The following is a 24,806-nucleotide window of genomic DNA, read 5'->3' as shown; positions in this document are numbered from 1 at the left end:
GCCCTAACCCCGCCCGCACGGCCGCCCGGCCCAACTGGGCCCCTTCGGGGGCCTCCTGGCGGCGGCCCCGGGACCACGGCCCCGTTCCGCCGGTACGGCGCCCGTCCGGGACGGCCGGTGGCGGCGCGGGTGTTGGGGCGCTGGGCGCTGAGCCGGCGGACGCACGGGGGCGGCTCGGCCGCCCCCTGTGGCACCTGTGGCACCTGGGGCCCCGGTAGCCAGGGTGGCCCCGGGGGTTGGACTCGGACGGCCTCTCGGCCGTGACCGCGGGCACCGCCCGTACTTCCGCCGCGACGGTGCCCAGCCGGGACGGCGTGGGTCCGGCGGCTGTACGACGGCCGGTAGCGCTATGGGAGTTGGCACACTGGGTGCCCAACTCATGGCTGCTGGGCAGCACCCTGCCACCTTGCACCGCGACGCGCACCCGGCCGGGATGGCGGGTGGCGGCGCGGGTGTTGGGGCGCTCGGTGCTGAGCGGGCGGACGCACTGAGGGCGGCTCGGCCGCCCCAGTGGCCCGGCGGCCCGGTGCCCCGACCCCGGCCCTCTTTCCGCCGCGACGGCGCGCGGCCGCGACGGCGTGGGTCCGGCGGGACTGTGACGGCCGGTGGTGCTACGGGAGTTGGCACATCGTGTGCCAACTCATCGCTGCCGCTCGGCGCCGAACCGCCGTCCGCCGCGACGCCGTGCGCGGCGGATCCGCTTCCCCGGAGCCGAGGGGACACCGCTCCGGGGAAGCGGATCCGGCTTCGCCGGATCCGTGAAGCCGGAGTGCAGGCCCGCCCGGGATGCCCGTGTCCGGGACAACCTCACCCAGGAGGTCAGGTCCCGAGGCGGGCCCGGCCCGTAGGTGCGCCCGGAGCTGAGGCGGGCCCGGCCCGTGGGTGTGCCGCGGCGCCCGCGTCCCCCGGTTGTGGAGGCGCCGCCGCCCGGGAGGGCGGCCGGCGGGAGGCGGGGCGGCCGCCCGCCCAGGGCCTACGCCTCCTCGAACTCCCGCACCGCGTCGATGTCCGGCCCGTGCGGCGTGTTCGCCTCGCGCTCGATCATGATCTCCACCAGTACGGGACGCGACGTGGCCACCGCCTCCTTCCGCGCCCACTGGATCGCGCCGGCGATGTCCTCCGGCTCCCACACGCGCCGCCCCGAACAGCCGTAGGCCTCCATGACCTTGACGTTGTCCGTCCCGAACTCGTCGTAGTGGATGTCGACCTGGTAGTTCATGCCGAAGCCGATCTCGGCCTGCCGGATCAGCCCCAGATACTCGTTGTTGAGCATGATGAGCACGTACGGCACGTTGTACTGGGCGGCGACGGCGAGTTCTTCGACCAGGTACTGGAAGCCGTAGTCGCCGACGATGCCCACGACTTCGGCCTCGGGCCTGCCCATCCCCTCCAGCGCCTTCTTCACGCCGATCGCGGCCGGGACCTCCCAGCCCAGCGGGCCCGCCTGCCCGCAGACCTGGTAGTGCCGCGGCAGATACGCCTTCTGATGCTGGCCGCCCCAGATCTGGTACAGCCCGATGGCGGTGACGAAGTACGTCTGCTCGTCGAAGGCCTCGTTGATCTCCTTGTACGCGCGCGGCGCCTTCACCGGCGTGGAGTCGAAGTCCTCCCGGCGCACCAGCGTCCGCTTCAGCTCCTTGCAGCGCTCGACCCAACTCTCCACGTCCGCCCGCGCCTTGCGCTTGCGGGCCGCGGCCAGCAGGGCCGTCAGGAAGAGCCCCGCGTCGGAGACGATGCCGAGGTCGGGCTCGAAGACCTTGCCGATCTGCCCGGGTTCGATGTCGACGTGCACGAAGGTGCGCTCGCCGCGGTAGACGTCGATGTTCGCGCCGGTGTGCCGGTCGCCGAAGCGCGCGCCGACGGCGAGCACGAAGTCCGACTCCAGGAAGGAGGCGTTGGCGTAGCGCTGCGAGGTCTGGATGCCGGTCGTGCCGAGGTTGAGTTCGTGGTCGTCCTCGATGACGCCCTTGCCCATCAGCGTCACCTGGAAGGGCACCCGCAACTCCTCGACCAGCTCCCGCAGTTCCGTACCGGCCTCGGCGAGGATCACCCCGCCGCCCGCCAGGACCAGCGGCCGCTCGGCGGCGAGCAGCATGTCCAACGCCCGTTCCACGCGCGGCAGATGGGGCTCGACGGCCGGTACGGGCAGCCGCGCGTCGATCTCGGCGTCGTAGGTGATCTCGCGCTTGGCCAGGTCCAGCGGCAGGTCGATGAGCACCGGCCCGGGACGGCCCGTACGCGCGATGCGGAACGCCTCGCGGAAGACCCAGGGGATCTGCGCCGGTTCCTTGATCTGCACGGCCCACTTGGTGACGGGCTTGGCGATCTCGACGATGTCGACTGCCTGGAACGCCTCCTGGTGCAGCTTCGGCGAGACGGCCTGGCCGGTGAGGCACACCATGGGGATCGAGTCGGCCTGCGCGGTGTAGAGCCCGGTGACGAGGTTGGTCGCGCCGGGCCCGGAGGTGGCGATCGCGACGCCGACCTTGCCGTTCGTACGGGCCCAGCCGTCGGCCATGTGCGTCGCGCCCTCCTCGTGGCGGACCGTCAAGTGCTCGATGCGGCCGTCCACTTCCATCGCCTTGTACAGCGGGAGGATCGCGGCGCCCGGGCAGCCGAAGGCGATGTCCACCCCTTCGTCGACCATGATGGAGACGGCCGCGTCCATCGCGGGCATCCTCTTCGGGGCCATGCGTCAGCCCTCCGTCTTCTCACCGGACAGGCGCCGCACGCCGAGCACGAGCGCCGAGTGGTCGAGGCCGCCGTCGCCCTGCTGCCGCAGCGCGCCGACGAGCTGTGCCAGCAGCGCACCCGCGGGGACGGCCGCGCCGACGTTGCGCGCCGCGTCCGTGACGATGCCCATGTCCTTGTGGTGCAGGTCGATCTTGAATCCGGGCCGGAAGTCGCCCGCGAGGATGCTGTCCTTCTTGCGGGTCAGCACGGTGGAGCCGGCGAGCCCGCCGTTCAGTACGTCCAGGGCGGCCGCGAGGTCGACGCCCGACTTCTCCAGGAAGACGACGGCCTCCGCGACGGCCTGGATGTTGACGGCGACGATCAGCTGGTTCGCGGCCTTCACCGTCTGTCCCGAACCGTGCGGGCCGCACAGCACGATCGTCTTCCCGAGCGCTTCGAGCACGGGCAGCGCCGCGTCGAAGGTCGCCTTCTCGCCGCCCACCATGATGGACAGCACGCCCTCCACCGCTCCGGCCTCGCCGCCGGAGACGGGCGCGTCGAGAACCCGGACTCCCTTGGCCGCGGCGGCCTTCGCCACGTCCACGGAGGTCTGCGGGGTGATGGAGGACATGTCGATGAGCAGGGCGCCGGAGGGGATGTTCTCCAGCACGCCGCCCTCGTGCAGCACGACCTGCTCGACCTGGGGCGAGGCGGGGACCATCGTGATGACGACGTCGGCCTCGCGCGCCGCGTCCGCGATGGAGGAGGCGGGCGTGCCGCCGTCCTTGACGGCCGCGTCCACGCGGGCCGGGTCCAGGTCGTAGGCCGTCACGTCGTATCCGGCGGTGACGAGGTTGCGCACCATGGGCGTGCCCATGATGCCGAGACCGATGAAGCCGATCTTCGTGTTGTCCGGGGTGTGGCTCATGGTGCGTCATGCCTTTCGAAGTCTTCGTCGTACGGGCGGAGTCGGTACGCAGCGGCCGGTGTCCGTCGGTCGCCGTCGGCCGGTGTCCGTCGGCGGTGGACGGTGGCGGTGGTGTCCGGCCCCGGGCCGGCGCTGCCCAGCGGGCCCGGGGCCGGGGCTCAGGCGCGGCGCAGCTCGCGCGGCAGCCAGCCGAAGCTCTCCGCGCTCGGCAGGTCGCCGGGCTTGTACTCCAGGCCGATGCGGCCCTCGTATCCCGCCTTGGCGAGGCGCTCCAGCAGGTCGGGGAAGTCGAGTGCGCCGGTGCCGGGCGCGCCGCGGCCGGGGCTGTCGGCGATCTGCACATGGCCGGTGCGTCCCGCGTGCTCGTCGATGATCTTGTGCAGGTCCTCGCCGTTCATGGCCAGGTGGTAGAGGTCCATGAGGAACTTCGTATTGCCCAGCCCGGTGGCCGCGTTGACCTTGCCGGCGACGTCGACGGCCTTGGGCGCGCTCACGATCGGGCAGTGCGGCGACTCGATGGCGTTGAGCGCCTCGATGAGCAGCACCGCGCCGATGCCGTCGGCCGCGCGCGCCGCCGACGCCAGGTTCTCCAGGGCGAGTTCGTCCTGCTCGTCGGGTGTCGCGCCCGGAACGCGATTGCCGTAGAGGGCGTTGAGCGCCGTGCAGCCGGTCGACTCCGCGAACTCCACGGCGACGTCGATGTTCCGGCGGAACTTCGCGGACTCCTCGCCCGGCACGGACAGCGCGCCGCGGTCCGGGCCCGGCAGCTGCCCGGCGTAGAAGTTCAGACCGGTGAGCCTGGTGCCCGCGTCGCTCAACGCCCGCCGCAGCGCGTCCAGTTCGGCCTTCTCGGGTACGGGCGCGTCCACCCACGGCCACCACAGTTCGACCGCGGTGAATCCGGCCGCGGCCGCGGCGGCGGGACGCTCCAGCAGCGGCAGCTCCGTGAAGAGGATCGAGAGATTGACGGTGTAGCGGTGCTCGGTGCGGCCGATGCCGGCGAGCTCAGAAAGGGGCGCCACGGGCGATCGCCTTCCCTCCGGGTCGGAGTGTCCACGAGGAGAGTTCGAGTGTCGTCGGGTGTTCCGTATGTTCCGTATCGTGAAAGTGTATTTCTACTTTATGGAAGACTGCTCTCGCATCCCGGAAGCTGTCAAGGGGTCTGCGGCCGGTCCGCCGCCGCCGGAGGGTCGTCAGAGGGCCGCCGGAGGTCCGCCGGAGGCATCTCCCGGCGCTTCGGCCGCTCCCTTCGGATGGCCGCTGCCTGCACCGCTCGCGTAGGTTGACGACGTGCGATTGCGAGTTGAGTTCACGACCGAACCCTTCGACCTCGACGAGGCCCCGCGGCATGCGCTCGTGGCCCGCGAGGTCGTGCAGAGCGCACCGCTGGACTCCGTGGACGTCGGCCCGTTCGGCAACACCGCCGAGGGCCCGGCGGAGGCGGTGCTCAGCGCCGTCCAGTCCGTGCTCCGCGACTCGCTGGGCGCGGGCGCCACGCGCATCTCGCTCCAGCTCAACGTCCTTCCGGGCGCGGAAGCGGAGACGAACGCGGACACGGACCCCGGCACCGGTACCAGCACCGGCACCGGCACCGGCGCGGACACCGGCGCCGCCGGGAGCGGGACGTGACCGGCGGAGGAGCATCCGGAGGCCACCCCTTCGCCGACGCGGTCAAGCCGCTCGTCGACGCCATGGGGGGCGAGATGATCGCGCCGGAGGACGCGGAGGGCGACGACGTGGTCCTCGCCTGGGAGGGCCGGGACGTCGTGGCCGTACGGCTGCCGCACCTGTCCGACTCCCTCGACCACATCCTCGCGGAGCTGGAGCGCCGTCACGGGATGCCGCTCTGCGAACTGGACCGCAAGACGAAGCAGTCGGTCGTCCGAATCCTGGAGACCCGGGGCGCCTTCTCGGTGCGGCACGGCGTGGAGACGGTCGCGAGCGCGCTCGGGGTCAGCCGCTTCACCGTCTACAACTACATCAACGCCCAGGAGGAGAAGCGGGCGAAGAAGCGCCGCGACGAGGGGTGACGCAACCCCCCTCGCCGGCGTCGCGGGCCGCCGTCAGCCCCGGGCGCCGCCGAGGCTGATCTCATTGCCGTCCGCGTCCCGGTAGATCACCTTGGTCACGCCGCCTTCGAACGTCTCGCGCTTCGCGGGCTCGATGCCCCGCCCGGCGACCTGGGCGACCTGTTCGGCGAGGTCGTCGACGAACGACAACACCAGCGCGTTCCCCGCCCGTTCCGGGTCCTCGACGATGTAGACGTACCGGTGCTCGGCCACCTCCCACACCGCCTCGATGTCGTTCGGCAGAAACGACGGCTGCGCGCCGAAGAACCGCTCGTACCACGGCAGCGCCGCGGCGTAGTCGGTGACGGGGATGCCGGCGAACAGGTTCAGAGCCATGCCGTCCTCCAGGTGCGGTGGATGCGATGTCCGTACCGACTCCGGCGGCCTCGCCAACTCATCGCCGTCCGGGCCGTTTACGGCTGCCCGGTTCCGTTCGCGGTCATGTCGAGGCCGGGCCACGCCGCACGGCCGGTCGCACGGCGGTCCTGCCGCGGTTGCACACCGTGGCGGCGAACCACACCGTTGAAACAGCGGAAGGGTCTTCCGGCCTGGACGGCGCGCAGGCGGGGCGCTCCCGTCCACCGGCCGTGAGGAACCGTGCACGCCGATGCGAGACCGGTGGCGAACGCACGCTCTGTTGCACCGTGCGCATTGCCCCGTCGTCGTGGCACGAGAGCAGAACCCCGTCCGTGAACCCCGCCGCTGTCCCGCGGCGGGCGCCTGCCGCGCTCGGAAGGGAGCCGCTATGACACCCGAGGCCCACAGCCGGCACCGTGCCCGGCCGTCCGCCGAGCCGGCATCGGCGGAGGCGGAGGCGTCCCGGCCGCATGCGCAGGACTCCGTGCCGGGAAGCTCGTCGCGCACCGTGGCCGACGTCATGACGCGGGCCGTCATCGCCGTGGGCAGGGAGGCCACCTTCAAGGACATCACCCGGAAGATGCGCGAATGGCAGGTGAGCGCCGTCCCGGTCCTGGAGGCGGACGGGCGCGTCATCGGCGTGGTCTCCGAGGCCGATCTGCTGGCCAAGGAGGAGTACCGCGACGGCGCCCCGGTCCTCGGCGAACCCCGCGAACGCATGGAGCAGTTGCGCAAGTCGGGTGCCCTGACCGCGGGCGAGTTGATGACCACCCCCGCCGTGTCCGTCCACGAGGACGCCCCCCTGGCGGAGGCCGCCCGCATCATGGCGCACATGCGCGTGAAGCGGCTGCCGGTCGTGGACGGCGAGGGCAGGCTCCGGGGCATCGCCAGCCGCGTCGATCTGCTGAAGGTCTTTCTGCGGACGGACGAGGACATCGCCGCGGAGATCAGGCGCGACGTGATCGGCATGCTCCCGGGCACCGCCGCTTCCCCCTCGCCGCCCTCGCTTCGCGTGGACGTGGAGAAGGGAGTGGTCACGGTCACGGGCGAGCTGGCCGACTCCTCACTCGTACCGGTCGCCGCCCGCCTCATCCGTTCGGTCGAAGGGGTCGTGGACGTACGGTTCGACCTCGACTGAGCCCCCGGCCTCGACTGGGCCCCGGCCCCGGCCGAGCCCCGGCCTCGATCAAGCGCGACGGCCTGTGCCTGTGCCGATGCCGATGCCTATGCCTGTTCCGGTGCCGATGCCGATGGCGGTCCGAGGGTCTCCCTCATGGCCTCGACCGCCCTCGCGACCGCGAGCGTGTGGGCTCCGGCCCTGCGCTCCGGTTCGTCGTCGAGTCCGCCCGCGCGCACGTTGATCCGTACGAGGGCCACCGCCGACTCCGCGGCCGCGGAGCACAGCATCGCCGCCGTGTACGCGTCCCCGCGCAGGTTCGGGTTGCCGTCCGTGCCGACCCGCGCGGCGAGTTCGGCAACGGCTGCCGCCACGCCCGCGATCCGCAGCGGCACGTCGCACGCCGCGCGGCAAGCTTCGGCGAGCCGCTCCCGGTGGCCGGGTTCCTTGTCGCGGAACGCGGCGAGCAGCTTCCCGTACGCCTCGGCGTCGGCCTCCGCCAGTGGCAGCGCCTCGCCGCGCAGATCGTCGGCGGTCGCCGCGACCCGCTCGGCGTCGGGCAGCTGCTTCGTGGAGAAGCGGGCCGACATCGCGACGAGCGCCGCTGCGGTGCCGGCGGCGAACGCACACGACGCGCCACCGCCCGGCGCCGGCGTGCGCGCCGCGACCTGGTCGAGGAAGCCGCGGACGGTCGCGGACGGGAAGCCGGCCGGTTCGCTCACGACAGTCCGACGATGTCGTTGTTCTCGTCGAGGTCGATGGTGTAGTCGACGCCGTCGGCGCCGTAGACCCGGGTGGCGACGGCCTCGATCTTGTCGCGCAGCGTGGCGCCGTCGGGGTAGAGCGGCCGGACCGCGACGGTTCCTCGCACGCCTCCGCGACGGCCTCGGCGAGCCGGGTCGCGCCGCGTCCGCTGTCGGAGAGGTGGGTGCACACGGCCGACCGTACGCCCTACCGGCTTGCGGCACAGGACCGCGCCCGGGCTGGCCCGTCCGCTACGCGGGGTCCGCGCGTCCGGTGACCGCGACGGTCACCCCGAGGCCGATCATGCTGAGGCCGCCGGCGGCGCCGAACAGCGACGTCCGGCGCGGTGAGCGTGCCAGGCGGCTCCTCGCTGCGGACGCCGTCAGGCCCCAGACGCTGTCCGAGGCGAACTGGAGCAGGGCGCCGGCAAGGCCCAACACCAGCATCTGGAGCACGACATGGCCCGCGCTCCGGTCCACGAACTGGGGCAGCACCGCCATCAGGAAGACGACGCTCTTCGGGTTGGTCACCCCGACCGTGAAGCCCTCCCATGCCTGGCGCGGGCCGCGGCGGGCGTCGTGTGGCGGGCTCGCGGTACGCGCGCTTGCGGTGCGTGCGCTTTCCGCACGGGGCGCGGCGTGTTCGGCCGGGCCGTCGCTGAGGGCGGCGTTCCGGCGGGCCTTCCGGGCGTCGAGAAGTGCCCGTACACCCAGCACCACCAGATACGCCGCCCCCGCCATCTTGATCACGCCGAAGAGGAAGGCCGACCGCGCCACCACACTGCCCAGGCCCGACGCCACCGCGACGACGAGGACGTAGCCGCCGACGGCGTTGCCGGTCACGGACGCGAGCGCGGCCCGGCGTCCGTGGGCCAGCGCCCTGCCGACGACGAAGAGCACGCTCGGTCCGGGCACGGCGGACAGGACGAGGGACATCGCGCAGAAGGCTGCGAGCCGGTGCGGGTCGACCATCCCCCGAGAATCCCGCAGCCGGACCGGCACGACCACCCGGACCTTCGCACCAGCACCCCGGACCTCCGGACCAGGACCCCGGACGTAGCCCGGGACCGGACCGCCGGTGGAGACGTCGTCCGGAGCCAGATTTCAACAAAGTGTTGACGTTACGTTGCTCCGGGGTTTAGCTGTTCCCCAGCCCGAACCGTCTCCGGAGGCTTACGTGACGCCTTCCCCTTCCCCCGTGGCGCCAGGTCTGACCTGGCTCAACTCGGCTTCGCAGAGCGATGCCGGGGCCGCGCTCGACGAGGTCTGCGCCGCCCGTGCATGGGCAAGGCGGCTGCTCGCTGGCCGTCCGTACGCGGACACGGCGGCGCTGCTCGCCGCGAGCGACGCCGCCATGGCGGAGCTGACCGCCGCGGACCTCGCCGAGGCCATGGCGGGGCATCCGCCCATCGGACGGCCCCGCCCCGGCGATCCGTCCTCGGCGCGCGAACAGCGCGGCATGGCCGGAGCCTCCGGCCGGCTCAAGGAGGAGATGCTGGAGCTGAACCTGGCGTACCAGGAGAAGTTCGGCCACGTCTTCCTGATCTGCGCGACCGGCCTGAGCGGCGAGCAGATGCGGGACGCCGCGCGCGAGCGCATCGCCAACTCACCTGAAACGGAACGGGAGATCGTCCGCACCGAATTGACGAAGATCAACCGGATCCGGCTGACCGCACTGGCGGACGCGGACAAGGAGCCTGAACGAGCATGACCAGCGAAGCCGCCGCGGCGAGCGCCGCCCGTACAACGGCGTCGGTCTCCACGCACATCCTCGACACCAGCGCGGGACGCCCCGCCGCGGGCGTCGGCGTCCAGCTGTCCGTACGCACGGGCGGTACGGCGGAGTGGTCCGCGCACGCCGCCTCGACGACGGACGGGGACGGACGCTGCAAGGACCTGCCGCCCCTGCCGGAGGGCACCGCACACGCACGGCTGACCTTCGGGGTCGAGCCGTATCTGACGGCAAGCGGCGCGGACGGCGGGCAGGACGCCGGCCACGCGAAAGACACGAACAGCACGGACAGCACGGACAGCACGAACAGTGCGAACAACGCGCGGAGCACGGACGGCGGCGGCAGCAGCGCGCACGGCGCGCACGCCGCGGGGGAGCGGGGAAGCTTCTTCCCCGAGGTGACCGTGGTCTTCGCGGTCGCCCCCGGTGAGCACTACCACGTGCCGCTGCTGCTCAGCCCGTTCGGCTACTCCGTATACCGAGGGAGCTGACAGCGACATGACGGTGCCGACCACGGTTCTCGGCCAGAACCAGTACGGCAAGGCGGAGAACCGCGTCGTCAAGATCACCAGGGACGGCGCGACCCACCACATCAAGGACCTCAACGTCTCCGTCGCCCTGAGCGGCGACCTCGACGAGGTCCACTACTCCGGCTCCAACGCGAACGTCCTGCCCACCGACACCACCAAGAACACGGTCTTCGCCTTCGCCAAGGAGCAAGGCGTCGAATCCGCCGAGCAGTTCGGCATCGCCCTCGCCCGTCACTTCGTCGACGAGACGGAGCCGATCCGCACCGCGCGCGTCCGCGTCGAGGAGTACGCGTGGGACCGCATCGCGGTCTCCGGCGGCGACGCCCCGCACTCCTTCGTGCGCCGCGGCCAGGAGACGCGCACCGCGCAGATCACCTACGACGGCTCAAGCGTCCAAGTCCTCAGCGGGCTCAAGGGACTTACGGTCCTCAACTCCACCGACTCGGAGTTCTGGGGCTACATCAAGGACAGGTACACGACCCTCAAAGAGGACTACGACCGCATCCTCGCCACCGAGGTGAGCGCCGTGTGGCGCCACCGCTCGGCGGAGGGCGGACCCGGCTGGGACGACTCGTACGAGGCCACCAAGCAGCTGATGCTGCGGGCCTTCGCCGAGACCTACTCCCTCTCCCTCCAGCAGACGCTGTACCGGATGGGCTCCCAAGTACTGGAGGACAGGGGCGAGTTGGAGGAGATCCGGTTCTCCATGCCCAACAAGCACCACTTCCGGGTGGATCTGGAGCCGTTCGGCATCAAGAACGACACGGCGGACGGCGCGGTCTACATCGCCGCCGACCGCCCCTACGGGCTCATCGAGGCCACGGTGCTGCGCGCCGGCGCCGAGGAACTCATACCGGCCGACATGACCAACCTGTGACGCGCGGCGCACCTGCGTACGCGACCGGCCTGGAGGGCACGAGAGAGCATGACTGATCCGGCAGACCGCACCACGAACGACCCGGCCGGGCGAACACGGCGGGCAGAGCGCACCGTCATCGAGAACTGCGCCGTCGCCACCGTCGACGCGCACGGCACCGAACACGCCGAGGGCCACGTCGTCGTCGCCGGCGACCGCATCGAGCACGTCGGCGAGGGCAGCGCGCCCCGCGAACTCGACGGCGTGGTGCGCCGCGTCGACGGCACCGGACACCTCGTCACGCCCGGACTGGTCAACACCCACCACCACTTCTACCAGTGGCTCACCCGGGGACTCGCCCAGAACGCCAACCTCTTCGACTGGCTCGTCGCCCTCTATCCCGTCTGGGCGCGCATCGACGAGGACATGGTGCGCGCAGCCGCCCGCGGCTCGCTCGGCATGATGATGCGCGGCGGGGTGACCACCGCCATGGACCACCACTACGTCTTCCCTCGCGGTTCGGGGGACCTGCTCGGCGCCGAGATCCGGGCCGCGCGGGAGCTCGGCGTCCGCTTCAACCCCACGCGCGGATCGATGGATCTGGGCGCGTCCGACGGCGGACTGCCCCCGGACTTCGCCGTCGAGACCACCGACGACGCCCTCGCCGCCACCGAGGAGGCCGTCGACACCCACCACGACCCGTCCTTCGGATCGATGCTGCGCATCGGCGTCGCGCCCTGCTCGCCGTTCTCGGTCACCACCGAACTGCTGCGGCAGGCAGGCGAGTTGGCGCGCCGCAAGGGCGTACGGCTGCACACGCACGGCTCGGAGACGGTCGAGGAGGAGAAGTTCTGCCACGAGCGGTTCGGCATGGGCCCCACCGACTACCTGGACTCGGTGGGCTGGCTCGGCGACGACGTGTGGATGGCGCACTGCGTCCACATGAGCGACACCGACATCGCCGCTTTCGCCCGCACCCGCACGGGCGTCGCCCACTGCCCCTCGTCCAACGCCCGCTTGGGCGCGGGCATCGCGCGCGTGCCCGACATGCTGGCCGCCGGGGTTCCGGTCGGCCTCGGCGTCGACGGCACCGCGTCCAACGAATCCGGCGAACTGCACACGGAGTTGCGCAACGCGCTGCTCGTCGGGCGGCTCGGCCCGCACAAGGAGAAGGCCCTCACCGCACGCCAGGCGCTGCGCCTCGGTACGTACGGCGGAGCCGAAGTCCTGGGCAGACAGGACGAGATCGGCTCGCTGGAGCCCGGCAAACTCGCCGACCTGGTGCTGTGGCGCATCGACGGCATCGGGCACTCCTCGATCGCCGACCCGGTCGCCGCGCTCGCGCTCGGCGCCGCCGCGCCCGTCACGCTCTCGCTCGTGAACGGCCGGACGGTCGTCGAGGACGGCCGACTCACCACCGCCGACGAGGACTTGATCGCACGCGAGGCACGCGACCAGGCCCGGCGCCTGGCCCGGGCCGCCGCGGACGCGAGCTGAACCGGAGCCGGGCGTCCGCACGACGGCGACCGCGGCGCCGACCCAAGTGGGTGACGACCGCGGCGGCGACCGCGACGAACCGGCAACCCCAAGACTCCGGCCGGGAGGGACGGCTCCCGGCCGGGCCGAACACCACCCAAGCCGTTCCCGGGGCGTGGCCCAACCCCTCACGCTCCCGGGACGGTCCGGCACCACCGGGCGTAACGGCAGCGCACAGCACCACCGTTGAACGTGACTGACCTGTGAACACCGACAGGAGGAACGCCGTGACCGACACGCCCGCACACGACGACCAGCCCCGCGGCGCCGACGACCAGTCGGAGGGCGCCGCCCGCGAACCCGAGGACGCCGGGGCCCCGCCGGCGCAACCGGAACCGGCCGGGCGGGGAGAGCCCCAGGAGGCGTCCCGGGAAGGGGCGCAGGAAAAGCACCCCGTTGACCGGTCCCTCCCGCCGCTCAAACTCCTCACCACCGGCCTCCAGCACGTCGCGGCCATGTACGCGGGCGTGGTGGCGCCGCCCCTCATCATCGGCTCCGCGGTCGGGCTGTCCGTATCCGAGCTGACCTTCCTCACCGGCGCGAGCCTCTTCCTCGCGGGCATCGCCACGCTGCTCCAGACCCTCGGCGTATGGCGCATAGGCGCACGCCTGCCGTTCGTCAACGGCGTCACCTTCGCCTCGGTCGCGCCGATGCTCGCCATCAACAAGTCCGAAGGCCCCGACGACGCGCTCCCCGTGATCTTCGGCGCCTGCATGGTGGCCGCAGCCCTCGGCTTCGTGCTCGCGCCGTACTTCAGCAAGCTCGTGCGCTTCTTCCCGCCCGTGGTCACGGGCAGCGTCATCACGCTCATCGGCGTCTCGCTCATGCCCGTCGCCTTCAACTGGGCGCAGGGCGGCGACTCTCAGGCCCCCGGCTACGGCGCGACGAAGAACATCGCCATGGCCGGAGTCACCCTCGTCGTGGTGCTGCTGCTCAGCCGCTTCACCCGCGGCTTCGTCAAGCAGATCGCGGTGCTGCTCGGGCTCGTCGCGGGCACTGTGATCGCGATCCCCGTCGGCATCACGGACTTCGGGGCGCTGCGCGGCGCGGGCATCGTCGGCTTCCCGGCGCCGTTCCACTTCGGCGCACCGCAGTTCGCCGTCGCGGCCATCGTCTCCATGTGCATCGTCATGCTCGTCTCGATGACGGAGTCCACGGCCGACATGCTCGCCCTCGGCGAGATCGTGGACCGCCCCGCCGACGAGAAGACCATCGCCGCCGGGCTGCGTGCCGACACCCTCGGCTCCTTCGTCAGCCCGTTCTTCAACGGCTTCCTGGCCACCGCCTTCGCGCAGAACATCGGCCTCGTCGCGATGACGCGCATCCGCAGCCGGTACGTGGTCGCCGCGGGCGGCGGCATCCTCATCCTCATGGGGCTCTGCCCGGTGGCCGCCGCGCTCATCGCGACCGTGCCGCAGCCGGTGCTCGGCGGCGCGGGCGTCGTCCTGTTCGGCTCCGTCGCGGCCAGCGGCATCCGCACCCTCGCCCGGGCGGACCTGGGCGACGACAGCAACATCGTGATCGTGGCGGTGTCGTTGGCGGTGGGCGTCATCCCGGTCGCCGCCCCGGACTTCTACGACGTCTTCCCGGGCAGCGCGCGGATCATCCTGGACTCCGGCATCTCCACGGGCTGCGTCACGGCGGTCGTCCTCAACCTGCTCTTCAACCACCTTGGACGGCGGCGCGATTCGGCGGTGAGCGCCCCGCCGGACACGGCCACGGGGAAGGACGCGGTCCCACGGCAGCAAGACAAGGACCACGCCGCGGGCCGCGCGCCCGGGACGCCGGACCGGGCGCCCGCGGAGGGGTGAACTCCCGGACGACGGTGGAACTCCCGGCCCGCGGGACGCCGCACCCGCGCGGCCGGGCCCGTCCGCTACCGTCGCCGTCGTGCGACTACTGCTCACCTCGGACACGCACCTGCCCAAGCGCGCCAAGCGGCTGCCCGACCCGCTGCTCGGCGAACTCGCCCGCGCCGACGTCGCCGTACACGCCGGGGACTGGGTCGACACCGCCACGCTCGACCTGTTCGAGTCGCGCGCACGCCGGCTCGTCGGCGTGTACGGCAACAACGACGGGCCCGAGCTCCGCGCACGCCTGCCGGAGGTGGCGGAGGCCGAACTCGCCGGTGTGCGCCTCGCCGTCGTCCACGAGACGGGCGACGCGCGCGGCCGCGAACGCCGCTGCGCCGAGCGCTTCCCCGAAGCGGACGTGCTGGTCTTCGGCCACAGCCACATCCCCTGGGACAGCACCACGGCCGACGGCCGCCTCCGCCTCCTCAACCCCGGCTCACCCACGGACCGCCGCCGCCAGCCGTACTGCACCTACATGACGGCCCGGTTGACGACCGACGGCCTCTCCCAGGTCCAGCTTCACCGCGTGCCCCGGCGCGGCTGAACCCCGACCCGCGCAGCGCCCAAGGGGCGCCGCACGGCAGGGATTTCCGTTCCACCGCTCACCAACCGGTGTCAGGCCGTTGCGAACTTGGCGACGTACGCGTCGAAGGGCTCGATGCCGACTTCGGCCCGCAGTTCGTCCATACGCTCTGGCTCTTCGCAGGGCCACGGCACGGGTGCCCCGTCCTTCACACCGGCGATCTGAGTGCCGTAGATCTGCTTGCGGCCCTCGTTGACCAGCGTGCGGTCACGTAGAAAGGCCAGCTCGCGCGGACCGGCCGAGCCCGCTGACACCGCCTGCTGCATCAGCTGGAGGGCGCGTCGCTGGACGTGGAGTTGCCGATCGGCGTGCTGGGCGATCAGCCACGCCGAGCGCGCGGCCTCCTCGCCGACGAGTTCCGCGGTAGGCCAGCCGTACTCGTCCATGATCTCGCTGAGCCGGTCACCGTGCCGTGCGGTCAGCCGGCGCCACGCCAGCTGTTCGGCCGGGTCGTCGCTGTTCGCGTGAAGGGAGGACCGGTGATCGCTCGCAGCCATGGCCTTGAGTTCCTCCGCCAGTGCGGCAACATCGTGCGCCACTCTCAACTCCCCAGCCGGATCGCTGTGTTGTGCTCCTCGCCCGCAACCCTAGGGGTGCATATCGACCCGAAGATCATTCCGGAGGACGGTGACAGACACCTCGGCGAACGGCGACAATGGATCCGAGCCCGGAACCAGAGCCGTGGTACGAGCGACGGTCACGGCGCATGGAGGGCAATGGCACGCTTGTCCGTCGCGCGGCCATCGCGCGGAAGACCGTGCTCGCGGATGACCGCCGCGCCTTTTCCCACCCCGTCCCCTGGCCCAAGGCGCAGCCATCGCCTGTACCCACCGGTGCGACAGTGGCTGGGTCACGCTGCAGACCCATCTTGGAGGCATGCACCATGCCACTCGTCCGCATCGACGCCATGCACTGCGACACAGAGCGGTTGAAGGCCCTGGGCCGAGCCGTCCACGAGGCGCTTGGCGAGACGATGGGCTTCCCCGATGAGGACCACTTCCAGATCCTGACCGGTCACGACGGACAGAAGGGACTGCTGCGCCACGGCACGTATCTCGGCGTGCAACGCGATGACGGCATCGTCTACGTGGCCATCACTCTGCGGGCCGGCCGTCCGGACTCGCAGAAACAGGCGTTGTACCGGCGCACATCGCAACTCGCCCAGGAATACGCGGGCGTCGAACCACGCAACATGTTCGTCGTGCTGACAGAGAACTCGAACGCCGACTGGTCCCTTGGCAACGGCGAGGCCCAGTACCTCTGACGACAGCAGCCTCGCACGGGCAGTCCTCGAAGCTCGCACGGACACCGGGCCTGGTCTCGCAGCGGGTCACGAGGACGCTGTCTGGTCCAGGGGCCGGCCGGGCCGCCTACCGCGCCTCCACTCCGTGCTCGTCACCTGATCCGTCACCTGAATCCGTCACCGGATCAGCCACGCCGCCCCGACCCGGTGATGAGTTGTCGCGCCCGCACCCGTCACACATACGACGGGACACGACGATGCACGACGAGGCGGAAGGACGACGCGATGAGTGCGGACACGCGGCCGGAGGAGCTGGGCGTGAGCGGGCTGGGTGAGGTCGGCGAGGCGGCGTTCTCGGGGATGGCGGAGCGGCACCGGCGGGAGCTGCACGTGCACTGCTACCGGATGCTCGGGTCGTTCGAGGACGCCGAGGACACCGTGCAGGAGACGTTTCTCCGTGCCTGGCGGCGGCGGGAGACCTTCGAGGGGCGGTCGACCTTCCGGGCCTGGCTGTACCGGATCGCCACCAACGCCTGCCTGGATCTCCTGGCCAGGCGCCGCCCGGAGCCCGCCACCGGCGGCGAGGTGCTGTGGCTTCAGCCCTACCCGGACCGGCTGCTCGACGAGCTGCCCGCCGGTGACGCGGACGAGCCGGAGACCGTCGCCGTCGCCCGGGAGACGATCGAGCTGGCGTACCTGGTCGCGGTCCAGCACCTCGCGCCGCGCCCGCGGGCCGTCCTGATCCTGCGGGACGTGCTCGGCTGGCCCGCGAAGGACGTCGCGGAGCTCCTCGGGGACTCCGTCAACTCCGTGAACAGCGCCTTGCAGCGGGCCCGCGCCGGCATGCGGGAGCACCTGCCCGCCGAGCGGCAGGACTGGACGGGCGGCGACGAGGGCACCGGGACGCGCGAGCTGGTGCGCCGGTTCACCGACGCCAGCGTCGCCACGGACATCCCGGCACTCGCCTCGATGCTGCGCGACGACGTCCGCTCCTCGATGCCGCCCACCCCGGGCCTGCACGTCGGCCGCGACGCGGTCGTCAACAGCTGGATCGAGGACGGCTTCGAGGGGATGACGGGTCTGCGCCCCGTCCCCACCTCCGTCAACCGGCAGCCCGCCGTCGCCTTCTACCTCTGGCGGGAGCAGGACGGCGCGTACCTGCCGCTGACGATCGACGTCCTGCGCATCTCCGGCGGTGCGATCACCGAGGTCACCACCTTCCACGACGACCAGTTCCCGCGGCTCGGGCTGCCGGAGCGCCTGCCGCCGGACGCCGCGGAGTAGTCCCGGTGCGGACGCTCGCGCAGCGCGACGGCGACCCCGGGCCCGTACTCGGACGCGACGCCGGTTCCGGCTCCGCGGCACCGGCGTCCGCGCCCTGCGGAACCCCGGCCGTCGGCGTCGGCTTTCGACGAGGAATTGCTCGGCTTCTGGCTGGATCGGGCCGGATTCGGCTGATCCGCCCGCCCTGTCGCGAATCCGCGCCGCCCTCCGGATGCACTCTTTTTGCCGATGGCTCATCCGCCACGTACGGCCCGCCACGGGCGAGTACGGTGACGTCTCACCGACGGCCCCGCGGTGGCTGACGCCCCGGGGAAACAGGAGCCGGCACCCCGGCTCCGCGGCTGAGGGCAGTGAGGAACGGTGTTTCGGTGACTGCGGACCATCAAAGGGAAGATGTCATGCCAGAGGCCTCACTCGATCGTGACGAGGACGAGAAGGCCACCGAGCCACCCCCGGGGGCGGGCCCCCCGCCGCCCCCTGCGCAAGGCGTCCCGCTACCCGCGCAGAGAGTCCCGCTCCCCGCGTGGCTTCCCGAGCGTGCGGTGCCGCTCAGACGCGAGGCCCTGTGGGCGCTGGCGGCGGCCGCCTCGTACGCCGTCACGCTCTTCGTGGCCAGCGACGACCTCGTATTCCTCGCGATACCCGGGATACTGGGCCTGGTCGCTCTCGAGGTCGCAGCCGTGCGCTACGTGCTGCGACGGCCGTCCCGTGGCGCTCCCGCCCCGTACGCAACCGACGGCAGCGACCAGAAGGGCCCGGTCCACTTCCTCTACGCGGCCCTGCTCAAGCGCTACGCGATCCTCGTGCTCTCCTGCCTGGTGATCATGGCCGTGCCCCTGGTCACGAGGGTCAGCTACCTCATACCGCTCATGGGCGTCGGCCTTCTCGGGGTGGCGCTGGCGACGGTCTTCTGGTTCGACCAGCTCCGCTGGGTGCGGCAGTGCGCCCGCGTCCTGGACGTCTACCCCTTCGAATTCCGCAGCCCCGTCTACGGGTTGGAGCTGTGGAGGAACGGACGGCGCGTCCTCGTCCTCGGCTATGGCGGCCTGGAGTCGCCGGACATGCACGCCAGGGAGCCCATGGGCCACCCGCGGTGGCCGGACGGCATCGCCCAGGGCGGATGGTTCGCCGGTGACGAGGTGTTCGGCGGCGTGCTGCTCGTCCCGGGGACGGGGGAGCTGATGTGCATGCAGCCGCTGGAGTGGGACGAGTTCGAGCAGTGGCGGAAGGAGGCGGGGGAGGAGCGCCGCGCGAGGGCGAAGCGGGCCGGGCTCGACCTTCACTCCGTCTGACGCGCAGGCCGCACTCAAGGCCGTTGGTCCGCCGCCCTGGCGTGCTCTTCGAACGGCGAGCCGCCTCGGCATGCCCCTGGGCGCGGGCGAGGATGGTGCCTCCGCGAACCCCCAGGAGGAGGCGCCCGCATGGACTTCCGTGACCCGCCGAAGGCCGCAGCGTGGCAGCACATGAAGGCCCGTTCGGGCTTCGAGGTCGTCTACTTCCGCCAGGCCGACGACGGCTGGCGTATCAACGGCTGCACGACGGCCGTTGAGGACGGCCGCACCTGGATCGTCGACTACGAACTCGACCTCGACTCCGCCTGGGCGACCCGCGCCGCGCACATCTCCGGACGCTCCGCGGCCGGGCACCGTACGGCGTCGGTCATCACCGACGGCGCCGGCCACTGGCAGGTCGACGGCATGGTCTCCCCGCATCTCGACGGATGCCGCGACGTCGATCTCGAATCCTCCGTGATGACCAACGCCCTTCCCGTGCGCCGCCTCGGCCTCGCCGACGGGGGCCCCGCCGACGCCCCCGCGGCGTACGTGCGCGCCGCGGACCTCGCCGTCGAACGGCTCGACCAGACCTACGAGCTCGTCCGCGACAAGGCGGGTCAGCAGCGCTACGAGTACGCCGCCCCCGCCCTCGACTTCAACTGCCGCCTCGCCTACGACAGTTCCGGCCTCGTCCGCGACTACCCGGGCATCGCGATCCGCGTCACCTGACGGCGCGGTCCGGCACGCGGAGAGCACGCCGGAGCGGTGTGAGGAGGCCCACGCGCCAGGACGGCCCGCGTCCCGCGCTTGAGTCTCCAGCCGCTGGAAGGTCCACACTCCCGGTATGAGTGACGAACACCCGGAATCTCTCACCATCGGGCAGCTCGCCGAGCGCGCCGATGTGTCCGTACGCACCGTCCGCTACTGGTCGGACGTGGGCGTGCTGACACCGGAGCGGCGGTCCGAGGGCGGCTACCGGCTGTACGGGGCCGACGCCGTCGCCCGGCTCGAACTCGTACGCACCCTGCGCGAGTTGGGGCTCGGGCTGGAGGAGATAAGCCGGATCGTGCGCAGCGAGGCCACGGTCGCCGAGGTCGCCGCCGCACATGTCGCCGCTCTCGACGCCCGGATACGTGCGCTGAAGGTCAGCCGGGCCGTTCTTTCCACCGTCGCGGAACGCGGTTCCACCGCTGAGGAGACAGCACTGATGAACAAGCTCGCGCGGCTCTCCGTCGCCAAACGCAGAACCATCATCGAGGACTTCATGCTGGAGGTGTCCGAGGGCGTCGAGGGCGGGCCCGACATGCGCGAGCGCCTGCGGCGCGCCCCGGTCGAACTGCCCGACAGCCCCACGCCGGAGCAGGTCGACGCCTGGATCCAGCTGGCCGAACTCATACAGGACCCCGACTTCCGGGCCGGGATGCGGAGGATGCTGGAGCTGAGCGCTCCGCGCTCGCACGGCGGCCACATCTGGTTCACCCGGCACGTCGTCGAGGTCGTCAAGGACGCCAGGGAGGACGGCGCGGATCCGAACGGGCCTGAAGCGGCAGAGGTGTTGAGCCGCCTCTTCGGAGACGCCGACAGGGCCGAGGTCCTCGAAAGCCTGGACGCCGGTCTGAACGCGGGCGCCGAGCGCTACCAGGAGCTGTTCCGCGCCGTCAGGGGCCACGAGCCGCTGCCGTCACGCGCCGAGGACTACGCGTGGCTGCGGGAGGCGCTCGGGGCGGAGGTGCAACAGGCGTAGGGAGAGGCCACGACCCCACGGCACCCTCCGGCACCGCGCGGCGGAGTCCGCAGCGTTCACGGCGTCCGCTTCTGCTCCCAGTGGCTCCGGCGCCGGGTGAGCTTTCTGGCCGTCCTCCGTGTCAGGCGTACGACCACGCCGGTCCGGAAATCGTCGAGGAGGACGAGGGCGACGACGCCGAGGGCGACGCTCGCCCACGATTCGAACGCGAAGCAGCCCACGCCGGTCACCGTCGCACCGCCGCCCAGGACGATCTTGTCCCGGAGCCCGAGGGGCCGTTTGTCGTGCAGCTCGTCGATCTCGGCGGTGCGGCGGTCCGCCCAGTCCCGGAGGTGGGCACGCCGGTCCGTCTCGGACTCGGTGGTGCCCGCCAACGTCAGCTCGTAGCGCCTGCGTTCGGCGTCCAGCCGCTCCATCTCCTCTTCGGCCGTCTCGCGTGGCATCTGTCCTCCTCGCCGTTCGGGGCCCGCACAGAACATGCCATGGATGCCCCGGCGGAGGGACGGGTTCAGCCCGGCACCTTCCGTGATTCGCCGGTCGGAGCCTTCTCGGGCGGTGCGTGTCCGCCCCGTCCGCGGAAATCCGATGGCAGCCGGGCGGGCCGGCGTGGGAACTTCGGGCCATGGATGGAGAGATCTGGAACGAGCGGGTGGCGCAGGAGTACGACGAGTCCTCCGCCTTCATGTACGCACCCGAAGTCCTCGATCCCACCGTCGACTTCCTGGCCCGCCGCGCGGGCCGCGGCCCGGCCCTGGAGTTCGCGATCGGGACGGGCCGTGTCGCCCTTCCCCTGAGCCGGCGCGGCATCCGCGTGGCCGGGATCGAGATGTCGGAGCCCATGCTGGAACAGCTGCGCAAGAAGCCGGGAGGCTCCGAGATCCCCGTGTCGGTCGGCGACATGGCGAGCGCGAGGGCGCCGGGCCGATTCAGCCTCGTCTACCTGGTCTTCAACACCATCACCAATCTGCTCTCCCAGGATGAGCAGGTCGAGTGCTTCCGCAACGCGGCGCGGCACCTGGAGCCCGGGGGCCGCTTCGTCATCGAGGTCGGCGTCCCGGACCTCCAGCGTCTGCCGCCGGGGGAGACGGCGCAGCCGTTCCACGTCGGCGAACACCATCTCGGCTTCGACACGTTCGATCTGGCCCGCCAGCGGATGGTTTCGCACCACTACCGGATCGCGGACGACGGGCGAGCGGACGTCTTCCGCTCGCCGCACCGATTCGTCTGGCCCTCGGAGCTCGATCTGATGGCCAGGCTTGCGGACTTGGACCTCCGCGAGCGCTGGGCCGACTTCCACGAGAGCCCCTTCACCGCTGACAGCAGGTCGCACGTCTCCGTCTGGCAGAAGCCGGTCGGCTAGCGCCTCGCGGCCCGGTGCCGCCCTGTCAGTCCCGGGCGGCGTAGGAGACGAACGCCGTCCAGGCGGCGGGGGAGAGGGCCAGTTGGGGACCTGCGGTGTCCTTGGAGTCCCGGACGTGGACGGTGTCCGGGAGGGTCGCGACCTCGACGCAGCTGTCCCCTTCAGAGCCGCTGTAGCTGCTCTTGCGCCAGGTCAGGGCGACCTCCAGGCAGCTGTCGCCGTCAGAGCCGCTGTAACTGCTCTTGAACCACGTCAGTTCGCGCATAGCGATCCTCGCATTCGCCTCAGCAAGTCCATTGATTCCTCGGGGGTTTCGGCTTGCGAGCGAAGTTTGGCATACCGCTGCGAGAGGACACTCACCTCTCCGGACTCTGTGATCAGCATCCCGCTGCGCTGGGCTTCCGAGTAGCCCAGCCACTGATGCGCCGAAGTCTCCAGCAACTGCATGGGCCCGTCAGCACCGGCGTGCCAAGGCTGACAGAGCGGCATCACCTGAATCTCCATGTTCGGCAGCTGTGCGCATGTGACGAGGTGGTCGATGAGCTCTCGCGTGACGTCGACGCCACCCACCTGCCGTTCGATCAGAGCCTGTTCGACGATGAAGCTGTACGCCGTGTTCGGCCTGTCGCGCAGCAGATGCTGCCGGTCGAGCCGTGCCGAAACCTGGTCCGCCACCTGGTTCTCACTCTTGGGCGGCGGGACACTCAGCGTCACCGCCCGCGCGTACGCCTCCGTCTGCAACAGCCCCGGGATCACCCGGCATTCGTACGTGCACAGGCTCACCGCCTCCTCCTCCAGCCGCGCCCACTCGCGGAACCAGGACGCCAACCCCGGCCTGCGTACGGCATGTTGGGCCGCCGCCTTCAGCGCGCCGAAGGCGTCCAGGACGACCTCCGCGCGCTCGACGAGATCGGCCGGTGGCAGTCTCCGGCCCTGCTCCACGGACGAGATGGTCTGCACCGAATAGCAGACTCGCGGGGCCAGTTCTTCCTGGGTGAGCCGTGCCCGCCTGCGGAACACCTTGAGCACCGCTCCGAACGCCTTCAGGCCGTCGGAGCTTTCCGGCTCGCCCCCGTACGCCGCATCGTTCCCCGTCATCTCCGGCCACCTCCGGTGCTCCGCGAACTGCCTCAGATTCAGGGTGCCGATGATTACGGACGGTGATGCGTACCGTCCACGGAGAGAACCCGTACGCGGCCCGGCGTACGAGCCAGAGTGCTGGTCAAGTCGCCTGTCACGAGGGCGGGTTGGCCCGCATGCCCGCCCGTGCGTCCGCGCCGGAGGCCATTACCGTACGTGCGTTCGTGCGGCGATCCAGCGCCATGGGGCGCGGCGCGCTGGGGAATACGGACGACGCACCCGCGCCCGGCAAGACCGAAACGGCGCGGGTGCGGTCGCCCGCACACGGGTGGCAGCGGTCAGGTCAGGCGTCCGCGTCCGCCAGCAGGCGCGCTCCCTCGCGTTCCAGCGCCGCGCAGGACTCGACGATGCCCGCCATCTCGCCGAACAGCTCGCGCCGGGCGGCCTCGTCCAAGTGCCCGTGCTTCTCGGCCAGTTCGTCCGCACGCCTGTCCAGGGCGCGCAGCTGCTCCGGCCGCGGGTCCTCGTGCGACATGAGCAGCCGCATCCGCTCCTCGCAGATCTCGGAGTAGTCACCCGCTTCCGAGACGGTCTCGAGCGCGAGCGCGGCCAACTGCTCCCATCCGCGGCCCGATTCGCGGAAGAGCTTCGCCGCGTCCGGCCTGCCTGCCTGTTCGAGGAACCGCGCGTACAGGGGGCGCGTCGCGCCCGGAGCCGTGTACTCGACCTCCAGGCACTCATGCAGCCGCCGCAGTACGCGGCCGAAGGGAGCCGCACGGTCGAAGCGGCGTTCCCACCCGGTCTTCGTCGTCGTGTCGCGCAGCTGCGCGGCCAGCTTCTCCATCCCGGACAGTCCGAAGTTGACGTCGAAGTTGTTGCCGAGCACCGGGCCGGTCAGATGTGACGTCGTGGCCGCGACGGCTCCTGCGACGTCGGGCTCTCCCGCGGGCGGCCCCGTCGGCACGATCATCTGGTGGCGGCCCTTCTTGTGCGCCGACCAGGCCGCCCCGAACGCCTCGGTGGCGATGGCGTGCGGCGCCGCGGACTCGTCGTCGACGTACAGCGTGTCCCCCTGATATCCGGCGATCACCACGTTGTACGGGTCCTGCCCGAAGCCCGGTTCCATCCCGTGCCACGGCAGCCGCGACTTGTCCACCGTGCAGAAGACGGGACGTCCCTCGTCGAGTGCCTTGCGGACGCGGTCCCAGCGGGGCTTGCCGCTGTGCTGCTCGGTCCAGGGGACGCCGAGCCGGTCCAGCGCCGCCGGCACCCACGGTTCGGGGTGGTGCTGGGCGACGATGGTCATCAACGGCGGCACGTTCTGGTACTCGAAGACGAAGTACATGAACCCGATGCCTCCGGCCAGGCCCGCGATCATCGCCTCGTCGTGCGTACCGCCGAGAGCGCCGAGCGCATGGCGGATCAGGGAGGCGTCGTGATGCTGGTCCGTGCCGAACTCGGTATAGAGCACACCGTCCGGAAGCGCGGGGGCCTCGGCACGTGCGGCCTGGGCCAGTACGTGCCGCCGGGCCGTGGTGTACGACTCTCCGGTACGGGTCATGCGCTGCCGTACCAGCTTCTTCAGTGCTCGCTGCTCGGTCACCGCCGGTCCTCTCAAGGCGCACGATGCGAGCCCCTCACGCGGGCCCACCACCGTCGCCACGAAAGGAAAGGCCGACAAGGCAGACAACGGAACACGCCCGCGATGACAAGGAGATCACCTTCGCCTCCGCGCGGCCCGGCAGCGTGAGTGCCGGGTCAGGAGGTCGGGCGCACAGGCGGCGCCGGCGCCGCAGTCTAGCGTCTCGTCTCCCGTCCCGGCACTGCTCGTCCGCGGGGGAACC

General features: G+C 71.5%; 27 protein-coding genes. 15 read left to right on the top strand and 12 right to left on the bottom strand.

Features of this window, described 5'->3' with window-relative positions:
• Positions 1-973: 973 nt before the first annotated feature.
• The 3 genes from gcl to QQM67_RS15770 form a co-directional block, all read right to left on the bottom strand.
• Complete coding sequence (gene gcl / locus QQM67_RS15780) at positions 974-2,692, bottom strand: glyoxylate carboligase (protein WP_314174460.1); 1,719 nt, start codon at positions 2,690-2,692, stop codon at positions 974-976.
• 3 nt (positions 2,693-2,695) lie between these two features.
• Positions 2,696-3,601, bottom strand: a complete 906-nt coding sequence (locus QQM67_RS15775) for a 2-hydroxy-3-oxopropionate reductase (protein ID WP_314174459.1) — start codon at positions 3,599-3,601, stop codon at positions 2,696-2,698.
• Between the two features lie 158 nt (positions 3,602-3,759).
• Positions 3,760-4,596 carry a TIM barrel protein gene (locus QQM67_RS15770; protein ID WP_314174509.1) on the bottom strand — a complete coding sequence of 279 codons (837 nt, stop codon included), beginning with the start codon at positions 4,594-4,596 and terminating at the stop codon, positions 3,760-3,762.
• Positions 4,597-4,891: 295 nt separating this feature from the next.
• Between QQM67_RS15770 and QQM67_RS15765 the strand changes: the two genes are divergently transcribed.
• Together QQM67_RS15765 and QQM67_RS15760 are read left to right on the top strand one after the other, a co-directional pair.
• Positions 4,892-5,230: a hypothetical protein gene (locus tag QQM67_RS15765; protein ID WP_314174458.1), complete on the top strand. Its 339-nt coding sequence runs from the start codon at positions 4,892-4,894 to the stop codon at positions 5,228-5,230.
• A 62-nt stretch (positions 5,231-5,292) separates the two neighbouring features.
• Complete coding sequence (locus tag QQM67_RS15760) at positions 5,293-5,631, top strand: helix-turn-helix domain-containing protein (RefSeq protein ID WP_314174508.1); 339 nt, start codon at positions 5,293-5,295, stop codon at positions 5,629-5,631.
• Between the two features lie 33 nt (positions 5,632-5,664).
• On the opposite strand, the gene QQM67_RS15755 is transcribed toward QQM67_RS15760, so the two are convergent.
• The gene (locus tag QQM67_RS15755) at positions 5,665-6,006 is read right to left on the bottom strand and encodes a VOC family protein (protein WP_314174457.1); all 342 of its coding nucleotides are present in this window, start codon (positions 6,004-6,006) and stop codon (positions 5,665-5,667) included.
• Between the two features lie 541 nt (positions 6,007-6,547).
• Between QQM67_RS15755 and QQM67_RS15750 the strand changes: the two genes are divergently transcribed.
• Positions 6,548-7,165: a CBS domain-containing protein gene (locus tag QQM67_RS15750; RefSeq protein ID WP_314174507.1), complete on the top strand. Its 618-nt coding sequence runs from the start codon at positions 6,548-6,550 to the stop codon at positions 7,163-7,165.
• Between the two features lie 86 nt (positions 7,166-7,251).
• Here QQM67_RS15750 and QQM67_RS15745 read toward each other — a convergent pair whose 3' ends face one another.
• The 3 genes from QQM67_RS15745 to QQM67_RS15735 form a co-directional block, all read right to left on the bottom strand.
• A complete protein-coding gene (locus tag QQM67_RS15745; protein WP_314174456.1) occupies positions 7,252-7,866 on the bottom strand; it encodes a cyclodeaminase/cyclohydrolase family protein in 615 nt (204 codons plus the stop codon).
• Positions 7,863-8,015 carry a hypothetical protein gene (locus tag QQM67_RS15740; protein ID WP_314174455.1) on the bottom strand — a complete coding sequence of 51 codons (153 nt, stop codon included), beginning with the start codon at positions 8,013-8,015 and terminating at the stop codon, positions 7,863-7,865. Before QQM67_RS15740 ends, QQM67_RS15745 begins: the two co-directional genes overlap by 4 nt.
• A 124-nt stretch (positions 8,016-8,139) precedes the next feature.
• Entirely contained in the window at positions 8,140-8,859 is a 720-nt protein-coding gene (locus tag QQM67_RS15735) for a LysE family translocator (RefSeq protein WP_314174454.1), read from the bottom strand.
• A gap of 226 nt (positions 8,860-9,085) precedes the next feature.
• On the opposite strand from QQM67_RS15735, the gene uraD reads away from it, so the two are divergent.
• The 6 genes from uraD (at position 9,086) to QQM67_RS15705 (ending at position 14,938) form a co-directional block, all read left to right on the top strand.
• Complete coding sequence (gene uraD, locus QQM67_RS15730) at positions 9,086-9,598, top strand: 2-oxo-4-hydroxy-4-carboxy-5-ureidoimidazoline decarboxylase (RefSeq protein ID WP_314174453.1); 513 nt, start codon at positions 9,086-9,088, stop codon at positions 9,596-9,598.
• Complete coding sequence (locus QQM67_RS15725; protein WP_314174452.1) at positions 9,595-10,110, top strand: hydroxyisourate hydrolase; 516 nt, start codon at positions 9,595-9,597, stop codon at positions 10,108-10,110. Before uraD ends, QQM67_RS15725 begins: the two co-directional genes overlap by 4 nt.
• Before the next feature lie 7 nt (positions 10,111-10,117).
• Entirely contained in the window at positions 10,118-11,026 is a 909-nt protein-coding gene (pucL, locus tag QQM67_RS15720) for a factor-independent urate hydroxylase (protein ID WP_314174451.1), read from the top strand.
• Positions 11,027-11,074: 48 nt separating this feature from the next.
• Positions 11,075-12,502, top strand: coding sequence for an 8-oxoguanine deaminase (locus QQM67_RS15715; protein ID WP_314174450.1), 1,428 nt, complete (start codon positions 11,075-11,077; stop codon positions 12,500-12,502).
• Positions 12,503-12,768: 266 nt separating this feature from the next.
• On the top strand, positions 12,769-14,352 hold the full coding sequence (locus tag QQM67_RS15710; protein WP_314174449.1) for a nucleobase:cation symporter-2 family protein: 1,584 nt from the start codon (positions 12,769-12,771) through the stop codon (positions 14,350-14,352).
• A gap of 79 nt (positions 14,353-14,431) precedes the next feature.
• Positions 14,432-14,938 carry a metallophosphoesterase family protein gene (locus QQM67_RS15705; RefSeq protein ID WP_314174448.1) on the top strand — a complete coding sequence of 169 codons (507 nt, stop codon included), beginning with the start codon at positions 14,432-14,434 and terminating at the stop codon, positions 14,936-14,938.
• A 71-nt stretch (positions 14,939-15,009) separates the two neighbouring features.
• Here the strand turns inward: QQM67_RS15705 and QQM67_RS15700 are convergent, their stop codons facing one another.
• Positions 15,010-15,516 carry a DUF6624 domain-containing protein gene (locus QQM67_RS15700; protein ID WP_314174447.1) on the bottom strand — a complete coding sequence of 169 codons (507 nt, stop codon included), beginning with the start codon at positions 15,514-15,516 and terminating at the stop codon, positions 15,010-15,012.
• Positions 15,517-15,860: 344 nt separating this feature from the next.
• Between QQM67_RS15700 and QQM67_RS15695 the strand changes: the two genes are divergently transcribed.
• The 5 genes from QQM67_RS15695 (at position 15,861) to QQM67_RS15675 (ending at position 20,522) form a co-directional block, all read left to right on the top strand.
• On the top strand, positions 15,861-16,241 hold the full coding sequence (locus tag QQM67_RS15695; protein ID WP_314174446.1) for a tautomerase family protein: 381 nt from the start codon (positions 15,861-15,863) through the stop codon (positions 16,239-16,241).
• 264 nt (positions 16,242-16,505) lie between these two features.
• Positions 16,506-17,504 (top strand): RNA polymerase subunit sigma-70, encoded by a 999-nt coding sequence (locus QQM67_RS15690; protein ID WP_314174445.1) that lies wholly within the window; start codon positions 16,506-16,508, stop codon positions 17,502-17,504.
• A gap of 398 nt (positions 17,505-17,902) precedes the next feature.
• Complete coding sequence (locus QQM67_RS15685; protein WP_314174444.1) at positions 17,903-18,796, top strand: hypothetical protein; 894 nt, start codon at positions 17,903-17,905, stop codon at positions 18,794-18,796.
• Positions 18,797-18,925: 129 nt separating this feature from the next.
• A complete protein-coding gene (locus tag QQM67_RS15680; RefSeq protein ID WP_314174443.1) occupies positions 18,926-19,507 on the top strand; it encodes a putative glycolipid-binding domain-containing protein in 582 nt (193 codons plus the stop codon).
• Positions 19,508-19,622: 115 nt separating this feature from the next.
• Positions 19,623-20,522: a MerR family transcriptional regulator gene (locus QQM67_RS15675; RefSeq protein WP_314174442.1), complete on the top strand. Its 900-nt coding sequence runs from the start codon at positions 19,623-19,625 to the stop codon at positions 20,520-20,522.
• Positions 20,523-20,578: 56 nt separating this feature from the next.
• Here the strand turns inward: QQM67_RS15675 and QQM67_RS15670 are convergent, their stop codons facing one another.
• Entirely contained in the window at positions 20,579-20,965 is a 387-nt protein-coding gene (locus QQM67_RS15670; RefSeq protein WP_314174441.1) for a hypothetical protein, read from the bottom strand.
• Positions 20,966-21,144: 179 nt separating this feature from the next.
• On the opposite strand from QQM67_RS15670, the gene QQM67_RS15665 reads away from it, so the two are divergent.
• A complete protein-coding gene (locus tag QQM67_RS15665; protein ID WP_314174440.1) occupies positions 21,145-21,882 on the top strand; it encodes a class I SAM-dependent DNA methyltransferase in 738 nt (245 codons plus the stop codon).
• Between the two features lie 25 nt (positions 21,883-21,907).
• On the opposite strand, the gene QQM67_RS15660 is transcribed toward QQM67_RS15665, so the two are convergent.
• The 3 genes from QQM67_RS15660 to QQM67_RS15650 all read right to left on the bottom strand — a co-directional run bounded on the left by QQM67_RS15660 (position 21,908) and on the right by QQM67_RS15650 (position 24,565).
• A complete protein-coding gene (locus QQM67_RS15660; protein WP_399066762.1) occupies positions 21,908-22,147 on the bottom strand; it encodes a DUF397 domain-containing protein in 240 nt (79 codons plus the stop codon).
• A complete protein-coding gene (locus QQM67_RS15655) occupies positions 22,135-22,980 on the bottom strand; it encodes a helix-turn-helix domain-containing protein (protein WP_314174439.1) in 846 nt (281 codons plus the stop codon). Before QQM67_RS15655 ends, QQM67_RS15660 begins: the two co-directional genes overlap by 13 nt.
• A 325-nt stretch (positions 22,981-23,305) precedes the next feature.
• Entirely contained in the window at positions 23,306-24,565 is a 1,260-nt protein-coding gene (locus tag QQM67_RS15650; RefSeq protein WP_314174438.1) for a BtrH N-terminal domain-containing protein, read from the bottom strand.
• Between the last annotated feature and the right edge of the window lie 241 nt (positions 24,566-24,806).

This window comes from Streptomyces winkii, assembly GCF_032248595.1.
Classification (GTDB): domain Bacteria; phylum Actinomycetota; class Actinomycetes; order Streptomycetales; family Streptomycetaceae; genus Streptomyces; species Streptomyces winkii.
This window is presented reverse-complemented; position numbering and strand designations above follow the sequence as displayed.